We start from the raw sequence: 16,971 nt of genomic DNA on the forward strand, positions 1-16,971 counted from the left end.
TAAACGTATTTTCTCATCACTTTTATAAACACTTTCTTTCTTATAACACCCTGAAGAAAAACATATATATAATCATTTCTTTTATTTATTGCATTTTTTAATGAAATTCCGCTTTTATGAAAAATAAAATGCCCAAAAAAAATACTGATGTTATTCACGTACAAATTCTTAAACAATATCTCTCATGCTCGTCACTCCCATTTTACGACACTACCTGCAAGTAGTATAAACCCATTCTGACATCTTTCTGGAATAAAGATAAAAACCGATACCATCATTGTATTTTCCAACTCTCAATATTACGATAACTCTTTCTATCTAAATGCTTTATCAGAGAGTGTTTACTCTTTTTTAATGATTTTTATCCACACTCTAATCCTTCTTATAACGTGCAAAAAAATGATTTTGATTATAGGAGAGAGATGAAATAAGAATATTTTGCAATATTCAAAGCTCTCATTCAACATGGAGAAATGATTTATAAAAAAGTAAAAAACACTTCCAGCAATCTGCTCGTGTTTTAATGATGTGGCAAAAACTAAAAATTACACCGCCAAACAACGGTTTCTATTGTTATGAAAGCCGTTTTACCTCTCCGAGAAAAGCGTTTAACGTAACCAATTCCAGCTGCTAATATATGGTGTCAAAAAACTCTCATTTACAATCATTGATTTCCTCTTTGCCTTAAAGAACCAAAAGTCACACCAAATCCCATCTGTAAACGTCTGGATTCTCATTGAGCAGGTTCCTCTTGGTTTCCACTCATATGCTTCACTTACACAAAGACCGACAAGCAAACTTAAGAATACTCGCCATGTCCTCTAAAAATACTTCATGTATGAAGTTTACATGCCTCATACTACCGCCCCAAACAACGATGTTTTACGGCACAACAAGATAAATGCTTACGGTAGTACAAAAATGAATGCATATTAATATTACTGGAGTGCAACTCGATTCGCAATCACCAAACGCAAGCCTAACGGATTGCTATAACGAAGTAAGAAACGCTTTTGTTTAGAATGTGCTGTTGTACCAAAAAAACGATGTAAATCAGAACGATCTTTTACAACCAGAATGCGATTATCTTCATTGATCATAAGCATGGGGAGGCCATAAGTATCCGCCCATAATCGCCAATCCAGAAGAACATTATTCAAATCTCTGGAAACCAAAAGCGGTATACAAGCTTCCTCATCAGCATGAAGTAGTTCTAATGCAACAGCTCTTTCTCCTGAACGCGTTTTTACGGTACGTGCTGCAATTCCTTGGAAATGATAAGGGGGTATTAAATGCGATAAGCTTGAAGGCATATCCGTTTTAAAAGAAACACCACGCTCATTTAATGAACAAATAACCTGATTACCCGTTTTGGATGAAAAATATGTCGTCGTTTGTGGCAAATGGCACGGATCTAACCGAAATTCAAGCACCGCTTTTGCCTGATTAAAGCATTGATTAGCCATATACATTATCCCAATTTATCTTAAATAACATACACCCTTTAGCAGCTTTTTCTCATTGGATTATTAAAAGTTTGAATAAAAAACAACTGGTTTCTTTTTTGGTTATTAAAATCTAAACAAAAATACATGATCACTATTCTTGAATTATAATACTTTTCCGGGATTCATTATCCCTAAAGGATCGAGCGTTTTTTTAATCCCTTGCATAATATCCAATGCGACAGGCGATTTAAAAGAACGAAGTTCTTCGCGCTTAAGCTGACCAATTCCATGCTCAGCAGAAAATGCACCTCTATAGTCCATCACTAAACTATGAATGCGATGATTCATTTTTGACCATAACTGCAAGAACACCGTCGTATCAGCTCCTACAGGTTGTGTAATATTATAATGTAAATTTCCATCGCCCATGTGTCCAAAACAAATCACCCGTGCTCCTGGAGCAATATCTTCAACAATAAGCGCTGCCTCAGCAATAAAATCAGGAATAGAAGCAAGTGGGACCGCAATATCATGCTTAATGGACCCTCCTGCTAACTTTTGTGCATAGGATATACTTTCACGCAACTGCCAAAAAAAATCTTGCTGTTTTAAAGATTGTGCAACAATTGCATCTTCTATCACCGCATTCTTTAAAGCTTCTTCTAAAATAATACTCAGTACTGATAACGCCTCATCATTGCCTTGCAATGATGAAATGTTCATTAATACATACCATTCATGCTTCCGCTGAAGAGGAGGCTTCTCACACATCTTATAATCTAAAGCCATTTGCAAACTAAGATTTCCCATGAGCTCAAAACCTGTCAACATCCCTCCTCCATATTCTTGAGCCAGAGATAAAAACTCCAAAGCCTTCGCCGGACTATATAATCCCACCAAAGCAACAGCTTTTCCTTTTATTTTTGGAAACATCTTCAAAACGGCTGCGGTTATAACACCCAATGTGCCTTCTGCACCAATAAAAAGATTTTTCAAATCGTAACCGCTATTATCTTTTTTAACAAAACGCAAATCATCTAAAATACGGCCATCCGGTAAAACAACTTCCAAACCAAGACAAAGATCACGCATATTGCCATAGGCTAAAACAGCTGTCCCTCCAGCATTCGACGAAAGATTTCCTCCTACTTGACAAGAACCTTCAGATGCCAAAGAAAGAGGGAAAAAACGACCTGATTCATCCACTTTTTTCTGTAAATCCTGTAAAATAACACCAGCCTCTACAACAACAAAATTTCCCTCAAGATTTATAGTTCTAATCTTATTTAATCGTTCCATGGATAAAAGAATGCTCCCTCCTCTTTCATCTGGTTGTTGTCCCCCCACAAGCCCTGTATTTCCACCCTGTGGCACAATCGGTGTGCGTGTTTTGCTCGCTAGCTGCATAATCGATGAGACCTCTGCGCAAGAAGATGGACGTAAAAGTAAAGGTGTTTTTCCATGAAAAAGGCCACGCTCTTCAAGCAAATACGGTGCAATCAACGCTTGATCTGTTATAGCATGCTTAGCACCAACAATTTCTCTAAACCCCTCAATTAATTTCTGCTCCATGTTTGTTTCTCCTTTGGAGCCGCAGCCCGTATAAGACGATCATTGATCGCCTCCCCTAATCCGTATGATGGAATAGGTTCTACTGCGATACATCTCACTTTAAATGAATCTAATTCCTTCATATATTGAAATAAATGAAAGGCTGCCTCTTCCAACTTTCCATCTTCGCTAAGATTTAAAATAGAAACGGCATTTTCAGCCCCCATAACGCGCTTTGAACCAAATGCTAAAAGCGCTTCACCATTCTCCACCTTTTCTACATTCAAACGAATCGTGGCATTGGGAGCATAATGCGACTTTAACATCCCTGGAGCTTCAATCGCCGCCCTTTGATCTATCCGTTTTAAAGACTTCCCCACAATTTCTTCAATTTTATCAGCCGCAAGCCCCCCTGGACGCAAAAGATAAATATTTTCATCACAAATCTTAATAATCGTTGATTCAAGCCCTATTTTAGCAGGTCCTCCGTCCAATATCAAAGGAACAGATTCCCCCAAAGATGCAAAAACAGCCTCAGCTGAAGTAGGGCTAAGACGCCCCGACTGATTCGCACTAGGAGCAGCAAGTGGTCGGCCAAAATGTTGTACTACTTCCGCAAAACGACTGTCTGGAAAACGAACAGCCAAGGTATTCAAACCAGAGGTTGTTAAAGGATGAATATTATGCTGTTCCTTTAAAGGCAAAACCAATGTCAAAGGCCCTGGCCAAAATTCCTCCATTAATTGGCGTGAAAGAAAGTCAATTTTCACATAACGTTCCGCCATTTCGATGCCGCTGACATGCACAATAAGAGGATTAATTTGCGGACGACTCTTTGTAGAAAAAATAGAAGAAATTGCCCTCCCATTGGTTGCATCGCCCGCTAATCCATAAACAGTTTCCGTTGGTAACGCTACTAACTTCCCTTGTTCAAGAAGCACTATTGCCTCTCTTATCGAAGCACTATTGAGTGGTAGAATCGTCATGACACTCCATTTCTATAACACTCTTTTAGTGGTGCAAAACTATAACGATGTAATCCTATAATTGGTCCATATTTATCAAGAGCTGTACGATGCGCTAGTGTTGCATAACCTACATGCTTCTCTAAACCATACCCTTTATAAACTTGTCCTGCACACTCCATCATCCGATCACGCGTTACTTTCGCAATAATAGATGCAGCTGCAATTGAAACCGAACGCTGATCGCCCTTAATCAACGCCATTGCAGGACAGGACAACTCAGAAGGAATATCACGTCCATCAACAAGGACATAGTGGGCTGGAATGGCTAACCCTATAATACAGCGACGCATTGCCTCTAAAGTTGCTTTTCTAATATTAGATTGATCAATTGTACGAGCACAAAGACTAGCGACTGAAACCGCTAATGCACTTTGCAAAATTTCATGATAAAGTCTATTTCGTTGGAGAAAAGAAAGTTTTTTTGAATCATTTAACCCATTAGGAATATGGTCTTTATCCAAGATAACTGCTGCCGTTACCACAGGTCCAGCGAGAGGCCCCCGTCCTACTTCATCAACACCTGCTATATGAAAAAAACCCTGTTTTTGCAAATCCAATTCGCACGAAAAATTTGGTTGAAGCGGAACATTAAACATCTTTGATAAATCACAAATACAACAAACATACATCTATTTCTGTAGCATAATCATTTTTTGCAAGCATTACAGTTTTAAATGGCTCTCCAAACATTATGCGAATTCTTGCACAAAAGATCAAAAACACACAAAATAAAAAAATACATTTCTTTGGTTACCCTCTTTCATTGTGTATAATAAAATCATGACGAAATAAACGCTTTTATATTTATTTATCAGATATTTCCTAAAGTCATGATAGGTTTTACAAACCAATTTGGGTGCATTGATTTGATAAAAAGAGCTGCTTGTTGCGCTGTTTGTTTATTTTTAAAAATGCCAAAGCAAGTTGCTCCTGTTCCAGACATGCGGGAAAAAAGAGCGCCACATTCATCTAATACAGATAACACTTCAGCTAACTGAGGTGCTATTTTTAATGCAGAAGAAAAAAGATCATTACGCGTTTCTTGTAAAGCTTCAACCAATGAATCAACACTCTTTAAAGCGTCTGTATTAATTTTTAAAGAAGGATTATGACGCTTCTCTAACGCTTTAAAAACAGTTTGTGTTGAAATCTCTTGTCCATGATTAACCAATACTATTGCAAGAGAACAGGCTCCCTTTAGTTGTATCATCTCTTGACCAATTCCTTTGACCAAAAGCGGCTGCTGATATTCTAATGCATAAAGACACATGGGAACATCAGCACCAAGAACTAAGCTCATTTTTGCTAATTCTTGGTAAGAGCAATCAAGATTCCACTGTTGACGTAACATGCTTATAACCCCAGCTGCATCACCTGAACCACCACCAATGCCTGAAGCAATAGGTAATGTTTTTACAAGCCGAAAAAAAGCAGGTTGAGCACATTCAGGAAAAGTCTTATGCATAAAATCTCGTGCGCGAATAACCAAATTATCTAAATGAGACACAAGGCCTTTTGCAAACGGTCCCGTCAAAACAAACTGATTATTTTTGCAAGGTGCATAGTGTAAACAATCACCGCTAAGACTAAAATAAACCAAACTTTCTATTAAATGATACCCATCAGAACGTTGCCCCACAACATGTAAAGCTAAATTCAATTTAATAGGTGTAAATAAATAGGAATGTCTTTTGGACGAAGCTTGTACATTTGATATCATATGACGTAATATCCACCTACACAGGGTTCTTTTACAAACTCCTCCCTTTTATCCATATTTTTTATTAGCACAAGCACTATAAACAGTTTGGAATATTCTTAATCGTTTTCTAAACAAACAATAAACACAAAGAGCACTCATACAAAATAAACGACATGTTCTCATTCGTATCATTTCAAGCATTTTTTCTTCTAGAATCTGTTTTTAGATAAAAATCCCTCTGGCTTGAATGATCCTTTCCATTACAAACCATAACGCTGCCAAAGTGCTCGCTCTTCTGCTGCCATCAATGCACTGTCAACGGCTGTATAAACCGTATGTGCCGTCACTCCTGAAGGCGTTTTAGGTCCTAAGAAACTTTTTGGAGGCATAATAAGTCGAAGTTTTGCATCATTACCAAAGCGCTCCTTAATAACAGAACGTACATCATTTAATCCATCAACCAGACCAAGCTCAACACTTTGTTTTCCACTCCAAAACATTCCTGTAAAGAGATTCGAATCATCTGATAATTTTTCAGCACGCCGTTCTTTAACCAAATCGATAAAAGTTTGATGCACTTCAAGTTGGAGAGATTTCAAATGCTCGATATCCGCCTTTTTTTCTGGCTGAAATGGATCTAATGTAACTTTGTTCTTTCCTGCCGTGTATACACGCCGTTCGATACCAATTTTCTTCAAAAGCTCCGGAAAACCAAAGGAAGCTGAAACCACTCCAATGGAACCAACAATTGAAGAAGGATCTGCAAAAATTTCATCCCCCGCACAAGCAATCATATAACCACCGGATGCTGCAATATCTTCAATAAACACAAGAACCTTTTTATTTTTTTCTTCTGCCAAGTCACGAATACGCTTGAAGATAAAACGCGATTGTACAGGTGAACCACCAGGAGAATTAATAATAAGTGCAACAGCCGGTGATTTTTTGTGTGCGAAAGCCTTCTCTAAAAGATTTGCACACCTACTGAGGGAAAGGGTCCGGGATATAGATGCTGATGAATCCATAATTGCTCCTTGAAGGCGCACCACAGGAATTTCAAGTTTATCGGAAGAAAAACGGCGTGGAATAAAACTTTTAATAACATCCATCAAAACAAAATCTCCTTATAAATTAAGAACAATTAAATAGGCAAGGACAACAAAAAGGAAGAACGCGATAACATCCAAAAGCGCCAATCAATCCCCACATTACAAGCAGAAATATAATTTCACCCAAAGTCAAACCTCCCTAACAACAAAGTTTGGACTTTAAATAATAAACTAAAAAACACAAGATACTATTAGAAAAGTTCCCACAAGCTTATATATCCATTATTAATTGCATCAACTCGGGGTGAAAAAGTATGGTCATTACCTTCATGTATAACCAATGCCGGTAAAATAGATAAAGCTGCTCTGCTTCCTCGTTTTGCGTAAAATAAAAGACGAATTGCTGCTGTTTTCTCACGTGCATGCACAGGAATTATACAAATACCACCAAAACGCCCTTCTAAAGCACGCAGGATATCTGTCAGCGATTGTGGACGTGCAATAAGCCCTAAGTATCCACCTGGCTTAACAATGGCTGCTGCACTCCGCAACCAATTATCAAACATCGCTTCAGACATAACATGTGCTTCAGATTTTTGTTTATCAGGTGTCTTGCGATCAGTAGGATTATTAAAAGGTGGATTCATAATCGCAAAATCAAAGCTATTATCTATTAAACCTGCTTTTATACGGGCATTCCCTTTGAAGGTAACATCTGCTTCTAGCAAGCAAATTCGGCTAGCAAATTGTTTATTTTGTTCTAGCATAAGCGTTTTTTGAGCGTAAGATACCATAAAAGCTGAACGCTCAACTAAAGTAACATGAACTTTCAGACAACGCGAAGCAACAGCCAACCCTGCAGCTCCAGCACCTGCGCCTAAATCAACAACCTTGCCCTTTAAATTACTTGGAACCAAACTAGCCAATAACATCGCATCCATTCCAGAACGATGACCATATTTATGGGGTTGAACCAAATAAAATTTTCCGCGGTGAAAACTGTCAATTGTTTCACCACTCTGATTCGTTGTTTTTTCCATTTAAAAGCCTAATGTTCACTTTTATAAACTGCATTTTTGCCATTCAGCTGCTATTTTAAATTTTTTTATTATTTCATAACAACAAGATTACACTCGCTAAAGAACATTTCTTGCCAATAACATTCCAAGCTTACACTTCAAAGCGCCATCAAAAGCTTGAGTCAAAACCAAACCCCCTTTATGCTAGTAAATAAAGTAAATTTTATATATGTCCATTGCAATACTCTAGGAGTAAACACATTGAGCGCAGCTATCAAACCAGAACAAATAAGAAATAATCAAATTTCTCTTCAATCTCTTGTCAATCTTACTCAAAAAGATATGGAGCGCGTAAATCAATTTATTCTCTCTATGGCAAAATCAGAGGTTGAGATGATCCCTGAAATTTCTAACCATCTTATTTCATCAGGTGGAAAGCGATTACGCCCAATGATTACGCTCGCTTCTGCTCATATGTTCGGTTATCAAAGTGACGGACATATAAAACTCGCAACAGCTGTTGAATTTATGCATACAGCAACATTACTACACGATGATGTGATTGATGAAAGTAATTTGCGACGTGGAAAATCCACGGCACGGATGATTTGGGGGAATCAAGCAAGCGTACTTGTTGGTGATTTCCTGTTGGGTCAGGCTTTTAAAATGATGGTCGATGTCGGTTCCATAGAAGCGCTCTCTGTCCTAGCGAACGCTGCTGCAATTATTGCTGAAGGAGAAGTTATGCAACTTTCTGCTGCAAAAAATATCAAAACCAGCCCTTCAGACTATCTCAAAATCATCAATGCCAAAACAGCCGCACTTTTTTCAGCAGCCGCTGAAGTAGGACCGATTGTTGCTGGCTATGGACATAAAGAGCGTTCTTCATTACGTGAATATGGAACATCTTTAGGTTTAGCTTTCCAATTGATTGATGATGCACTTGACTATAGCGGTAGTGCTCAAAGCTTAGGAAAAAATATAGGGGATGATTTTAGAGAAGGAAAAATAACAATGCCTGTTATTATCGCATATGAACGTGGAAATATAGTAGAAAAAAATTTCTGGAAACAAGCACTTGAAGATGGCAATAACAATAATGAAGCCTTCGCATACGCGCAACACTTAATAGAAAAGTATGATAGTATCACAGATACAATAGAACAAGCACGCATCTACGGAAAACATGCAATTGATGCTCTTGTTCCCATGAACGAAAATCTTGCTTACAATGCTCTCGTTGAGACTGTTGAATTTTGTATTGCGCGCGTAAACTGAATTCTTTGCAAGAATCGCAGTATTTCTCAATAAAGTAATGAGATATGATCTATAAACAACACCATCGATTGATTATCTTGAAAAGGATTAGCTCCATGTGCTCTGCAACGGTATCCCGAATTTTTACCCTCTTTATCGTGGGTATCATGCTGATGCCATTCCCCACCTACAGTAAAATAAGCACCGCAATTCATACAAGCTCATTTACAGGTGCTTATTTAGCTGGAAGGGTTGCAAATCATGAAAATAAAACAGAACTTGCTATCAATTACTTTAAACAAGCACTCGTTTATCAACCTGATAACATTGAAACACAAAAAGAGCTCCTTGAAGCTATGCTCTCGGTCGGAAACTTTAAAGAAGCTGTCCAACAAGCCCAAAAACTCAAAGAGCAAGATGTTATAACTCCCTTTGTTTCCTTAACTTTGTCAGTAGAAAGTCTCATCAAAAAAGACTATAAGAATGCCAATTTTCTTCTACAATCAAAAGAACCTCCGAAATCCAATAATCCAATACCTGAACTCATCGGTGCTTGGATTAAATTTGGATCTGGACAAAAATCTCAAGCAATCGCTGATCTTAAGAAACTCAAAGGTCCTGTCTGGTATGACCTTTTTATATCTTATCATCTAGCACTTATGAGCGACCTTGCAGAACAGCCAAAGGATGCAAAAAAATATTTCATTAAAGCACTTAGTAACAAACAGGGGACTCTTATCGCTCCTAATACCTATGAACGTATTATCATAGCCTATGCCTCATTCCAATTGCGCCATAATATGCGTAACCAAGCTCTTCAAACAATCCAACATGGCGAACAAATGTTGTCAGGTCGAGAAGTCCTTAAAAACTTTCGAGAAAAAATTGAAAAAAATTCTTTCTTAGAGAGAGTTATTAAAACACCTCAACAAGGAGCCGCCGAGGTATTATATAATTTTGGAACAGCCCTCAACCACAAAAACTCAGGGCGAATTGCACGTATTTTTAAGCAATTATCTTTCGCCTTATACCCTCAAAATGACGCAACACTGTTTCAGCTCGCACACATTTCTGCTAAATTGAGTGATCCTCATAAAGCAATTAAACTTTATCGCGCTTTATCCCCTAAATCTCCTTATTATAAAGATGGACAACTTCATCTTGCATTCCTTCTTGCCAATAACAACAATTACAAAGAAGCAATAAAATTACTCACATTGTTAAATGAAAAGTTTCCCAATGATCGTAATATTTTGATAACGCTCGTTGCTTTTTATATGCAGGACAATAAATTCCTTGAGGCCATTAAAACTCTAGACACCGCTATTGCCCAGATAAAAAACTTTCAGCAGGACGATTGGAAACTCTTTTATCAGCGTGGTATTGCTTTCGAACGTTTAAAGCAATGGCCAAAAGCAGAAATTGACTTGAGAAAATCGCTTGAATTTTTTCCAAACCAGCCGCAGGTTCTTAATTATTTAGCCTATTCCCTTGTAGAACGTGGTGAGAAGCTTGAAGAATCGCTCCGTATGCTGCAAAAAGCTTCTGCTTTGCAAGCTCACAACAGTCATATTCTCGATTCTTTAGGGTGGGCTTATTATAAACTAAAAGAATATAATAAAGCAGTGCAAATATTAGAAAATGCTGTCAGATTACAACCTGAGGACCCAACACTGAATGATCATTTAGGTGATGCCTATTGGAAAGTTGGACGTAAACGTGAAGCAATCTTTCAATGGAACCATGCAATTGACGGAAAACCAGAAAATTCTGAACAAATTCAAGAAAAGTTGAAATTTGGTTTGCAATAAACGATGCTTAACCATAAACCACATGAAATAATAAACAGAGAAACTAAATTTACTTTTGTTTAGTCCAATATAAAGAGTATAAAGCGTGAAACTGCCTGAACATCTTAACCCCAAACGTTCTTTTCAGGGACTAATCTTAACTTTGCAAAATTATTGGGCACACTATGGATGTGCAATTTTGCAACCTTACGATATGGAAGTCGGAGCTGGGACTTTTCATCCCGCAACAACATTACGCTCTCTAGGTCCACGTCCTTGGAAAGTTGCTTATGTCCAACCCTCCAGACGCCCAACAGATGGCCGATATGGTAAGAATCCAAATCGTTTACAACACTATTATCAATTCCAAGTACTTCTCAAACCCTCTCCGCTCAATCTACAAGAACTTTACATAAAGTCGCTACAAGCTATCGGACTTGATACAAAACTGCATGATATTCGCTTTGTTGAAGATGATTGGGAAAGTCCCACCCTTGGTGCTTGGGGGCTTGGATGGGAATGCTGGTGCGATGGGATGGAAGTCTCTCAATTTACTTATTTTCAACAAGTTTGTGGCATTGAATGCGCTCCAGTTTCAGGGGAACTCACATACGGTCTTGAGCGTCTAGCGATGTATATCCAAGGGGTTGATAACGTCTATGACCTTAACTTTAATGGTTTGGAGGGAGAAAACAAAATAAGTTATAGAGATATTTTTTTACAGGCAGAACAGGAATACTCATATTACAACTTCGAATTTGCTGATACAAAATTGCTACATCAGCATTTTATCGATGCAGAACGCGAATGCAGGGCACTTCTTGATGCTGGAAAACCAAATAAAGAAAATATATTACATCGCTGTGTTTTTCCTGCCTATGATCAATGTATTAAAGCGAGCCATATCTTTAATCTTTTGCAAGCACGTGGCGTTATTTCTGTAACCGAACGACAAAATTACATTCTTCGCGTTCGTGATCTCGCGCGCCGTTGTGGGGAAGCCTTCTTACTCACAGAAGCTGGACAAATATATACTGGAGAAGCCTAATGTCTGATCTTCTTCTTGAACTTTTCAGTGAAGAAATCCCCGCACGTATGCAACGAAAAGCTGCTGCTGATCTCAAAAAATCTGTTACAGATCAACTTGTGAATGCTGGATTGATCTATGAAGCTGCTCGTGAATATTGGACACCTCGTCGGCTAACATTGGACATACGCGGACTTTCCATACGCTCAAAAGATATCCATGAAGAACGAAGAGGTCCTAGTATAAAATCACCACAGCATGTAATTGATGGTTTTCTACGTGCAACAGGATTAAACGATATTTCTGAAGCACATATTGGACATGATGATAAAAAAGGTCATTTTTATATTGCTAAAATTGTTAAAAAAGGTCGAGCTGCAGAAGAAATTATTGCCGATATTTTACCGAATATTATCCGCAACTTTCCGTGGCCGAAATCTATGCGTTGGGGAAAAGATTCAGCACAAAGTGGTGCTCTGAAGTGGATTCGACCCTTACAAAACATTCTTTGCGTCTTCGGACCAGAAATTGGTGAAACACATGTTATTCCGTTTACAATTGGTTCTCTTAAAAGCAATAATTTAACTTATGGTCATCGTTTCTTAAGTGATGGAAAGCCATTTCAAGTGCGCCGCTTTGATGATTATGTTACTCAACTTGAAACCCATAAAGTCATTCTGGATGCCGAGAGACGAAAGAATATTATTTTAGCTGATGCCCAAAATCTCTGCTTTGCCAACGGTTTAGAACTGGTTCAAGACAATCCCCTCCTAGAAGAAGTTGCTGGTCTTGTTGAATGGCCTGTTATCCTGATAGGTGATTTTGACCAATCATTCCTTGATATTCCTCCAGAAATTATTCGCTTGACCATTCGAGCCAATCAAAAATGTTTTGTTACCCGTAAACAAGGAGAAAAAGTAAAACTTTCTCATCATTTTATTCTCGTTTCTAATATTCTTTCAAATGATGAAGGCAAAGAAATTTCAAAAGGAAATAGTAAGGTTGTCCGTGCCCGTCTTTCTGATGCACTTTATTTTTGGCAAACCGATCAGCGTGATTTGCCTGATATTCAACAATTAGAATCTTCTATAAAAAAATTTGATCTTGATATAAAAAAACCTCTCGATCAAAGAATGGCGCGACTTGATCATTTGAATGTAACTTTTCATGCTAAATTAGGTACGCAAGGTGCAAGAATAGAACGCATTGCTACACTCGCACAAGAAATTGCACCTTTGATACAGACAGATCCTCTTTTAGCAAAACGTGCAGCAATCCTTGCAAAAGCTGATTTGCAAACAGAAATTGTCGGAGAGTTTCCTGAACTACAAGGGGTTATGGGGCAAAAATATGCCCTTCTTCAAGAGGAAGATCCTCGCGTAGCTGTAGCAATTGAGGACCATTATAAACCTCAAGGACCAACAGATCGTCTTCCACAAGAACCGCTTGCTATAACCGTTATGCTCGCCGACAAAATTGACATGCTCGTTGGCTTTTGGCTCATTAATGAAAAACCAACGGGCTCAAAAGATCCCTATGCGTTAAGACGAGCAGCACTGGGAGTTATTAGGCTTGTACTTTCGCGAGATTGGAAAATCAATCTTATGCCACTGTTTCAGTTAGCAATGAATCTTTTCTTACAACAAAAAAATAAATATGAAATCTCTCAAAGAGAAAATTCACAATTGCTGAATCTGCTTCCAGAAAAAACAGAATATATTTTATCAGACCTGTTATTCTTTTTTCATGACCGTTTGAAAATCTATCTAAAAGAGGAAGGTGCTCGTTACGATGCCCTTGAAGCCGTTTTAAATAAAGATTCTGATGATTTTTTATTGGTTGCACGTCGTGTCGAATCGCTTATCGCTTTTATCAATACCCATGATGGAATGAACTTTGTAGCCTCTGTAAAACGTACTGCCAATATTCTTGAAAATGAATTTCAAAAAAGCACAACAATAGCGAATGAAATTAATCCTGAGCTCTTTGTCGAGAAAGAAGAAAAGCAGCTCTATCGTGCAATCTGTGAAGTAGAAAAACAGGTTCTAGCTCCCATCAATGCGACAAATTTATCATTTGCACTCAGTGTGCTAGCGCCACTTGGAAAATTGATTGATATATTTTTCGAAAAGGTATTGGTGAATGATAAAAAACCCGATGTTCGTGCTAACCGTCTTGCTCTTCTCAAACGTATTCACATTATTACACAATCGATTGCGGACTTTTCAAAACTTGTCATTTAGAATCAAAATGTCCTATTAATTGATAAAAATAATGAAGATAAATTTTTCTTTTTTATGACTTTTATTAATTAATATTGAGAAAATTATGCAACCAAAGAGGACATTTTTTATCTCTCAAATATCATTAATTAAGATATGTTTTCATTTTGATAAATGATTCTTTCTCAAGAGACTCTTTAATAAGTTCATCTGCCTTGTTAGAATCTAATTCCTTTGCAATAAGGATACGTGCTGTAGAAATTGCCAAATCAATAGCCGATGAAGAAACCATGCGTATCGCATCCGCTTCTGCTTGAGCAATTTTTTGCTCTGCCAATTTATTGCGGTTTTTTACATATTCTTCTGCTTTTGTACGAGCCTCAGCAATAACAGATTCAACTTCATGTCTTGCTGCTGCAATAATTTCTTGCGCATCTTTTTCTGCTTCTGCATGTTTGCGTTGATATTCAGCCAATATTTCCTGTGCCTCTTCACGAAGACGCAGAGCCTCATCCAGCTCATCTTTGATACGCTTCGCGCGCGCATCAAGATGGTGTATAACCCTCTGTGGAATTCGGAAATAGACTAAAAGAGCTAAAAAAAGAACTAACCCAACAAATGCCCAAAAAGTATCAGTCATTTTTGTCTTCCTCAATAATCCGCAGTTTTAACAACTGAACGAACAGCCTCTTTGCTGATATCAACGTCAATCAATTTTTTCACAATTTCAAGAGCCACTTCTTCAGCGATAGAACCAACATTTTGCATCGCTTTATCCCGAATTTTTGCTATCTGTTTTTCAGCATCTGCGAGTTTTTTTTCTAAACTCTCTTCAATTTCTTTCCGTTCAAGCTCTGCTTTTTCTTTTAATTCTTCACTAGCTACCTGCGCTATAGCATGCGCTTTCAAACGCGCTTCTGCTAATTTCCGCTCATAAGTTTCAACAACAATGTCTGCTTCCTGCTTCATGCGCATTGCCTGATCTAAATCAGATGCGATTCGATCTCGCCGCGTTTCAATAACACCACCAATACGTGGTACAATTACACGAGAGATAAAAAGATAAAAAAGTCCGAAAGAAATCGCCAACCAGAAAAAATGCGAACCAAAATGTACAAAATCAAAAGGCGGAAACACGCGATTTGCATGCTCTGCCACCTTTTTAATATGTTCTATCGACGTTTCAGTGTTCTGTGCATAAGCGCTTGAAACAAACATCTTCTTTCATCCTTTAAATAGCTTATTAAAGCCCTCTATAACCGATGATAACTGACTGACATCTCTCTGGTTAAGAGCTAAAAGGGTAAATCTTTCCTCATGCAAGAACAGATATACCCTTTTGATGATGATTAAACCCCAAAAAGAAGTAGTAAAGCAATGAGCAGTGAAAAAATTCCCAAAGCTTCTGTTACAGCAAAACCAAAGACAAGACGTCCAAACTGACTATCCGCTGCTGATGGATTTCGTAATGCACCAGAAAGATAGCTACCAAAAATATTACCAAGTCCTAAAGCTGTTCCAGCCATACCAAAGCAAGCAAGACCAGCGCCAATATATTTTGCTGCAAGCACCATTTCCATGTTATTCTCCTTTAAAGCGAAATTGCATTATTCGACGGAAAACCGCCAGTTCTATTAATGTCCTGGATGAATTGCATCATTAAGATACATACAAGTTAAAACCGTAAAGACGTAAGCCTGAAGAAATGCGACCAAAAACTCAAGAGCAGTAATCGCTACAGTCATAATAAGCGGTAAAACCGAACCACCCACACCTACGAGTCCTACCCCAATCATTGAAACAACAAACCCAGAAAACACTTTGAGCGTAATATGACCAGCAAGCATATTCGCAAAAAGACGAAGAGAAAGACTAATTGGACGGGAGAGAAAAGAAATAATCTCAATCATTGTCACCAGAGGCAAAACCACAACAGGAACTCCACTGGGAACGAACAGTTTCAAAAAACTGACCCCATGCTTATAAAAGCCATAACCAATCACCGTCAAAATTACCACCATTGCTAACGAAAACGTGATCATGATCTGCGATGTAACCGTATAAAAATAAGGAAAAAGACCAATAAAGTTAGCAACCAAAATAAAAGTAAACAGAGAAAAAACTAAAGGAAAAAACTGCATTCCCTGTACACCAGATGATTCCCGCAGAGTCGATGCTACAAACTCATATGCCATTTCCGAAAGAGACTGCATCCGCGTTGGAACCAATCCACGACTTGATGATGAAATGAAGAGAAAAATAGAAGTTATAACAACCGTGAGAACTGTAAACAATGATACATTTGTAAACGATAAATCCATATTTCCTATGGAAATCTTAATCAGCCTTGAAACCTCAAACTGATGAATAGGATCTGGAGCGTGCGCTGTCACTTCAACCTCATTTATCGGACCTCTCATTGGCCCCTTTATCTTGTTTATCTTGGCGCAATACGCCTTTTTTTCCTAATTGACTGGAGGAAACATACCCCACAGACCGAAGAATACTCACTACACCAGCAGCAAATCCAAAGAAGAGAAAAAATACCAATCCCCAAGGATACGAACCTGCTAACTTATCAAACCCTAACCCTAAAATAACACCAACTATAACACTCGCCAGAAACTCACTGGAAAGCTTAATTGCATTTGCCATCCCTCCTTGTGATTTTTCTCGCTTATTCTTATGCTCCCGCTTCTTTAATGCCCGCTTGCGCACTAAAGCTACGCTTAAGTTCCTACTACGACATTCCAAATCCTCTGAATGAAGACACTCTCCTTGCTTTTCCTCTTCAGCCTCCTTACGGCTTATAACGGGTTTCTCGCCCATCGCCATCATTGGCTCCTTAATTAAAAAGCAAAGTAAGAATGCATTTCAT

General features: G+C 38.1%; 16 protein-coding genes. 4 read left to right on the forward strand and 12 right to left on the reverse strand.

What is annotated here, in order from left to right; all coding sequences use genetic code 11:
• Window positions 1–938: 938 nt before the first annotated feature.
• The 7 genes from ACFIJ8_RS01110 to ACFIJ8_RS01140 form a co-directional block, all read right to left on the reverse strand.
• Window positions 939–1,466 (reverse strand): DUF6101 family protein, encoded by a 528-nt coding sequence (locus ACFIJ8_RS01110; RefSeq protein WP_273787899.1) that lies wholly within the window; start codon window positions 1,464–1,466, stop codon window positions 939–941.
• Between the two features lie 144 nt (window positions 1,467–1,610).
• Complete coding sequence (locus ACFIJ8_RS01115; protein ID WP_375638703.1) at window positions 1,611–3,020, reverse strand: FAD-binding oxidoreductase; 1,410 nt, start codon at window positions 3,018–3,020, stop codon at window positions 1,611–1,613.
• A complete protein-coding gene (locus tag ACFIJ8_RS01120) occupies window positions 3,005–3,985 on the reverse strand; it encodes an L-threonylcarbamoyladenylate synthase (RefSeq protein WP_375628216.1) in 981 nt (326 codons plus the stop codon). Before ACFIJ8_RS01120 ends, ACFIJ8_RS01115 begins: the two co-directional genes overlap by 16 nt.
• Window positions 3,982–4,656 carry a ribonuclease HII gene (locus ACFIJ8_RS01125; RefSeq protein WP_375628218.1) on the reverse strand — a complete coding sequence of 225 codons (675 nt, stop codon included), beginning with the start codon at window positions 4,654–4,656 and terminating at the stop codon, window positions 3,982–3,984. Before ACFIJ8_RS01125 ends, ACFIJ8_RS01120 begins: the two co-directional genes overlap by 4 nt.
• 182 nt (window positions 4,657–4,838) lie before the next feature.
• The gene (locus ACFIJ8_RS01130; protein ID WP_375628220.1) at window positions 4,839–5,747 is read right to left on the reverse strand and encodes a 4-(cytidine 5'-diphospho)-2-C-methyl-D-erythritol kinase; all 909 of its coding nucleotides are present in this window, start codon (window positions 5,745–5,747) and stop codon (window positions 4,839–4,841) included.
• Between the two features lie 242 nt (window positions 5,748–5,989).
• Entirely contained in the window at window positions 5,990–6,838 is an 849-nt protein-coding gene (locus tag ACFIJ8_RS01135) for a S49 family peptidase (RefSeq protein WP_273787895.1), read from the reverse strand.
• A gap of 191 nt (window positions 6,839–7,029) precedes the next feature.
• Complete coding sequence (locus ACFIJ8_RS01140) at window positions 7,030–7,818, reverse strand: tRNA1(Val) (adenine(37)-N6)-methyltransferase (RefSeq protein WP_375638706.1); 789 nt, start codon at window positions 7,816–7,818, stop codon at window positions 7,030–7,032.
• A 180-nt stretch (window positions 7,819–7,998) separates the two neighbouring features.
• Here ACFIJ8_RS01140 and ACFIJ8_RS01145 point away from each other — a divergent pair, with 180 nt between their 5' ends.
• The 4 genes from ACFIJ8_RS01145 to glyS all read left to right on the forward strand — a co-directional run bounded on the left by ACFIJ8_RS01145 (window position 7,999) and on the right by glyS (window position 14,114).
• Window positions 7,999–9,075: a polyprenyl synthetase family protein gene (locus ACFIJ8_RS01145; protein ID WP_273787893.1), complete on the forward strand. Its 1,077-nt coding sequence runs from the start codon at window positions 7,999–8,001 to the stop codon at window positions 9,073–9,075.
• Between the two features lie 95 nt (window positions 9,076–9,170).
• Window positions 9,171–10,865, forward strand: coding sequence for a tetratricopeptide repeat protein (locus tag ACFIJ8_RS01150; RefSeq protein ID WP_012754805.1), 1,695 nt, complete (start codon window positions 9,171–9,173; stop codon window positions 10,863–10,865).
• Window positions 10,866–10,950: 85 nt separating this feature from the next.
• Window positions 10,951–11,892, forward strand: a complete 942-nt coding sequence (locus ACFIJ8_RS01155; protein WP_375635787.1) for a glycine--tRNA ligase subunit alpha — start codon at window positions 10,951–10,953, stop codon at window positions 11,890–11,892.
• Window positions 11,892–14,114 carry a glycine--tRNA ligase subunit beta gene (gene glyS, locus ACFIJ8_RS01160; RefSeq protein WP_375638708.1) on the forward strand — a complete coding sequence of 741 codons (2,223 nt, stop codon included), beginning with the start codon at window positions 11,892–11,894 and terminating at the stop codon, window positions 14,112–14,114. The genes ACFIJ8_RS01155 and glyS overlap by 1 nt, the downstream gene beginning before the upstream one ends.
• A gap of 124 nt (window positions 14,115–14,238) precedes the next feature.
• On the opposite strand, the gene ACFIJ8_RS01165 is transcribed toward glyS, so the two are convergent.
• From ACFIJ8_RS01165 to ACFIJ8_RS01185, 5 genes are all read right to left on the reverse strand, one after another.
• Entirely contained in the window at window positions 14,239–14,733 is a 495-nt protein-coding gene (locus ACFIJ8_RS01165) for a F0F1 ATP synthase subunit B (protein ID WP_375638709.1), read from the reverse strand.
• Window positions 14,734–14,744: 11 nt separating this feature from the next.
• Window positions 14,745–15,311, reverse strand: a complete 567-nt coding sequence (locus ACFIJ8_RS01170; protein WP_012754801.1) for a F0F1 ATP synthase subunit B — start codon at window positions 15,309–15,311, stop codon at window positions 14,745–14,747.
• Between the two features lie 131 nt (window positions 15,312–15,442).
• Complete coding sequence (locus ACFIJ8_RS01175) at window positions 15,443–15,673, reverse strand: F0F1 ATP synthase subunit C (protein WP_005773968.1); 231 nt, start codon at window positions 15,671–15,673, stop codon at window positions 15,443–15,445.
• Between the two features lie 54 nt (window positions 15,674–15,727).
• Entirely contained in the window at window positions 15,728–16,486 is a 759-nt protein-coding gene (locus tag ACFIJ8_RS01180) for a F0F1 ATP synthase subunit A (RefSeq protein ID WP_375638781.1), read from the reverse strand.
• Window positions 16,487–16,493: 7 nt separating this feature from the next.
• On the reverse strand, window positions 16,494–16,928 hold the full coding sequence (locus tag ACFIJ8_RS01185; protein ID WP_375638711.1) for an AtpZ/AtpI family protein: 435 nt from the start codon (window positions 16,926–16,928) through the stop codon (window positions 16,494–16,496).
• Between the last annotated feature and the right edge of the window lie 43 nt (window positions 16,929–16,971).

This window comes from Bartonella sp. MF74HXZ, from assembly GCF_042194445.1.
In the GTDB taxonomy this organism is placed as follows: Bacteria; Pseudomonadota; Alphaproteobacteria; order Rhizobiales; family Rhizobiaceae; genus Bartonella; species Bartonella grahamii.

Bases quoted from the DNA above. Each gene is read 5' to 3' on its own strand.
- ACFIJ8_RS01110 (WP_273787899.1), bottom strand. From the start codon at position 1,466: ATGGCTAATCAATGCTTTAATCAGGCAAAAGCGGTGCTTGAATTTCGG.
- ACFIJ8_RS01115 (WP_375638703.1), bottom strand. From the start codon at position 3,020: ATGGAGCAGAAATTAATTGAGGGGTTTAGAGAAATTGTTGGTGCTAAG.
- ACFIJ8_RS01120 (WP_375628216.1), bottom strand. From the start codon at position 3,985: ATGACGATTCTACCACTCAATAGTGCTTCGATAAGAGAGGCAATAGTG.
- ACFIJ8_RS01125 (WP_375628218.1), bottom strand. From the start codon at position 4,656: ATGTATGTTTGTTGTATTTGTGATTTATCAAAGATGTTTAATGTTCCG.
- ACFIJ8_RS01130 (WP_375628220.1), bottom strand. From the start codon at position 5,747: ATGATATCAAATGTACAAGCTTCGTCCAAAAGACATTCCTATTTATTT.
- ACFIJ8_RS01135 (WP_273787895.1), bottom strand. From the start codon at position 6,838: ATGGATGTTATTAAAAGTTTTATTCCACGCCGTTTTTCTTCCGATAAA.
- ACFIJ8_RS01140 (WP_375638706.1), bottom strand. From the start codon at position 7,818: ATGGAAAAAACAACGAATCAGAGTGGTGAAACAATTGACAGTTTTCAC.
- ACFIJ8_RS01145 (WP_273787893.1), top strand. From the start codon at position 7,999: ATGCTAGTAAATAAAGTAAATTTTATATATGTCCATTGCAATACTCTA.
- ACFIJ8_RS01150 (WP_012754805.1), top strand. From the start codon at position 9,171: ATGTGCTCTGCAACGGTATCCCGAATTTTTACCCTCTTTATCGTGGGT.
- glyS (WP_375638708.1), top strand. From the start codon at position 11,892: ATGTCTGATCTTCTTCTTGAACTTTTCAGTGAAGAAATCCCCGCACGT.
- ACFIJ8_RS01165 (WP_375638709.1), bottom strand. From the start codon at position 14,733: ATGACTGATACTTTTTGGGCATTTGTTGGGTTAGTTCTTTTTTTAGCT.
- ACFIJ8_RS01170 (WP_012754801.1), bottom strand. From the start codon at position 15,311: ATGTTTGTTTCAAGCGCTTATGCACAGAACACTGAAACGTCGATAGAA.
- ACFIJ8_RS01175 (WP_005773968.1), bottom strand. From the start codon at position 15,673: ATGGAAATGGTGCTTGCAGCAAAATATATTGGCGCTGGTCTTGCTTGC.
- ACFIJ8_RS01185 (WP_375638711.1), bottom strand. From the start codon at position 16,928: ATGGCGATGGGCGAGAAACCCGTTATAAGCCGTAAGGAGGCTGAAGAG.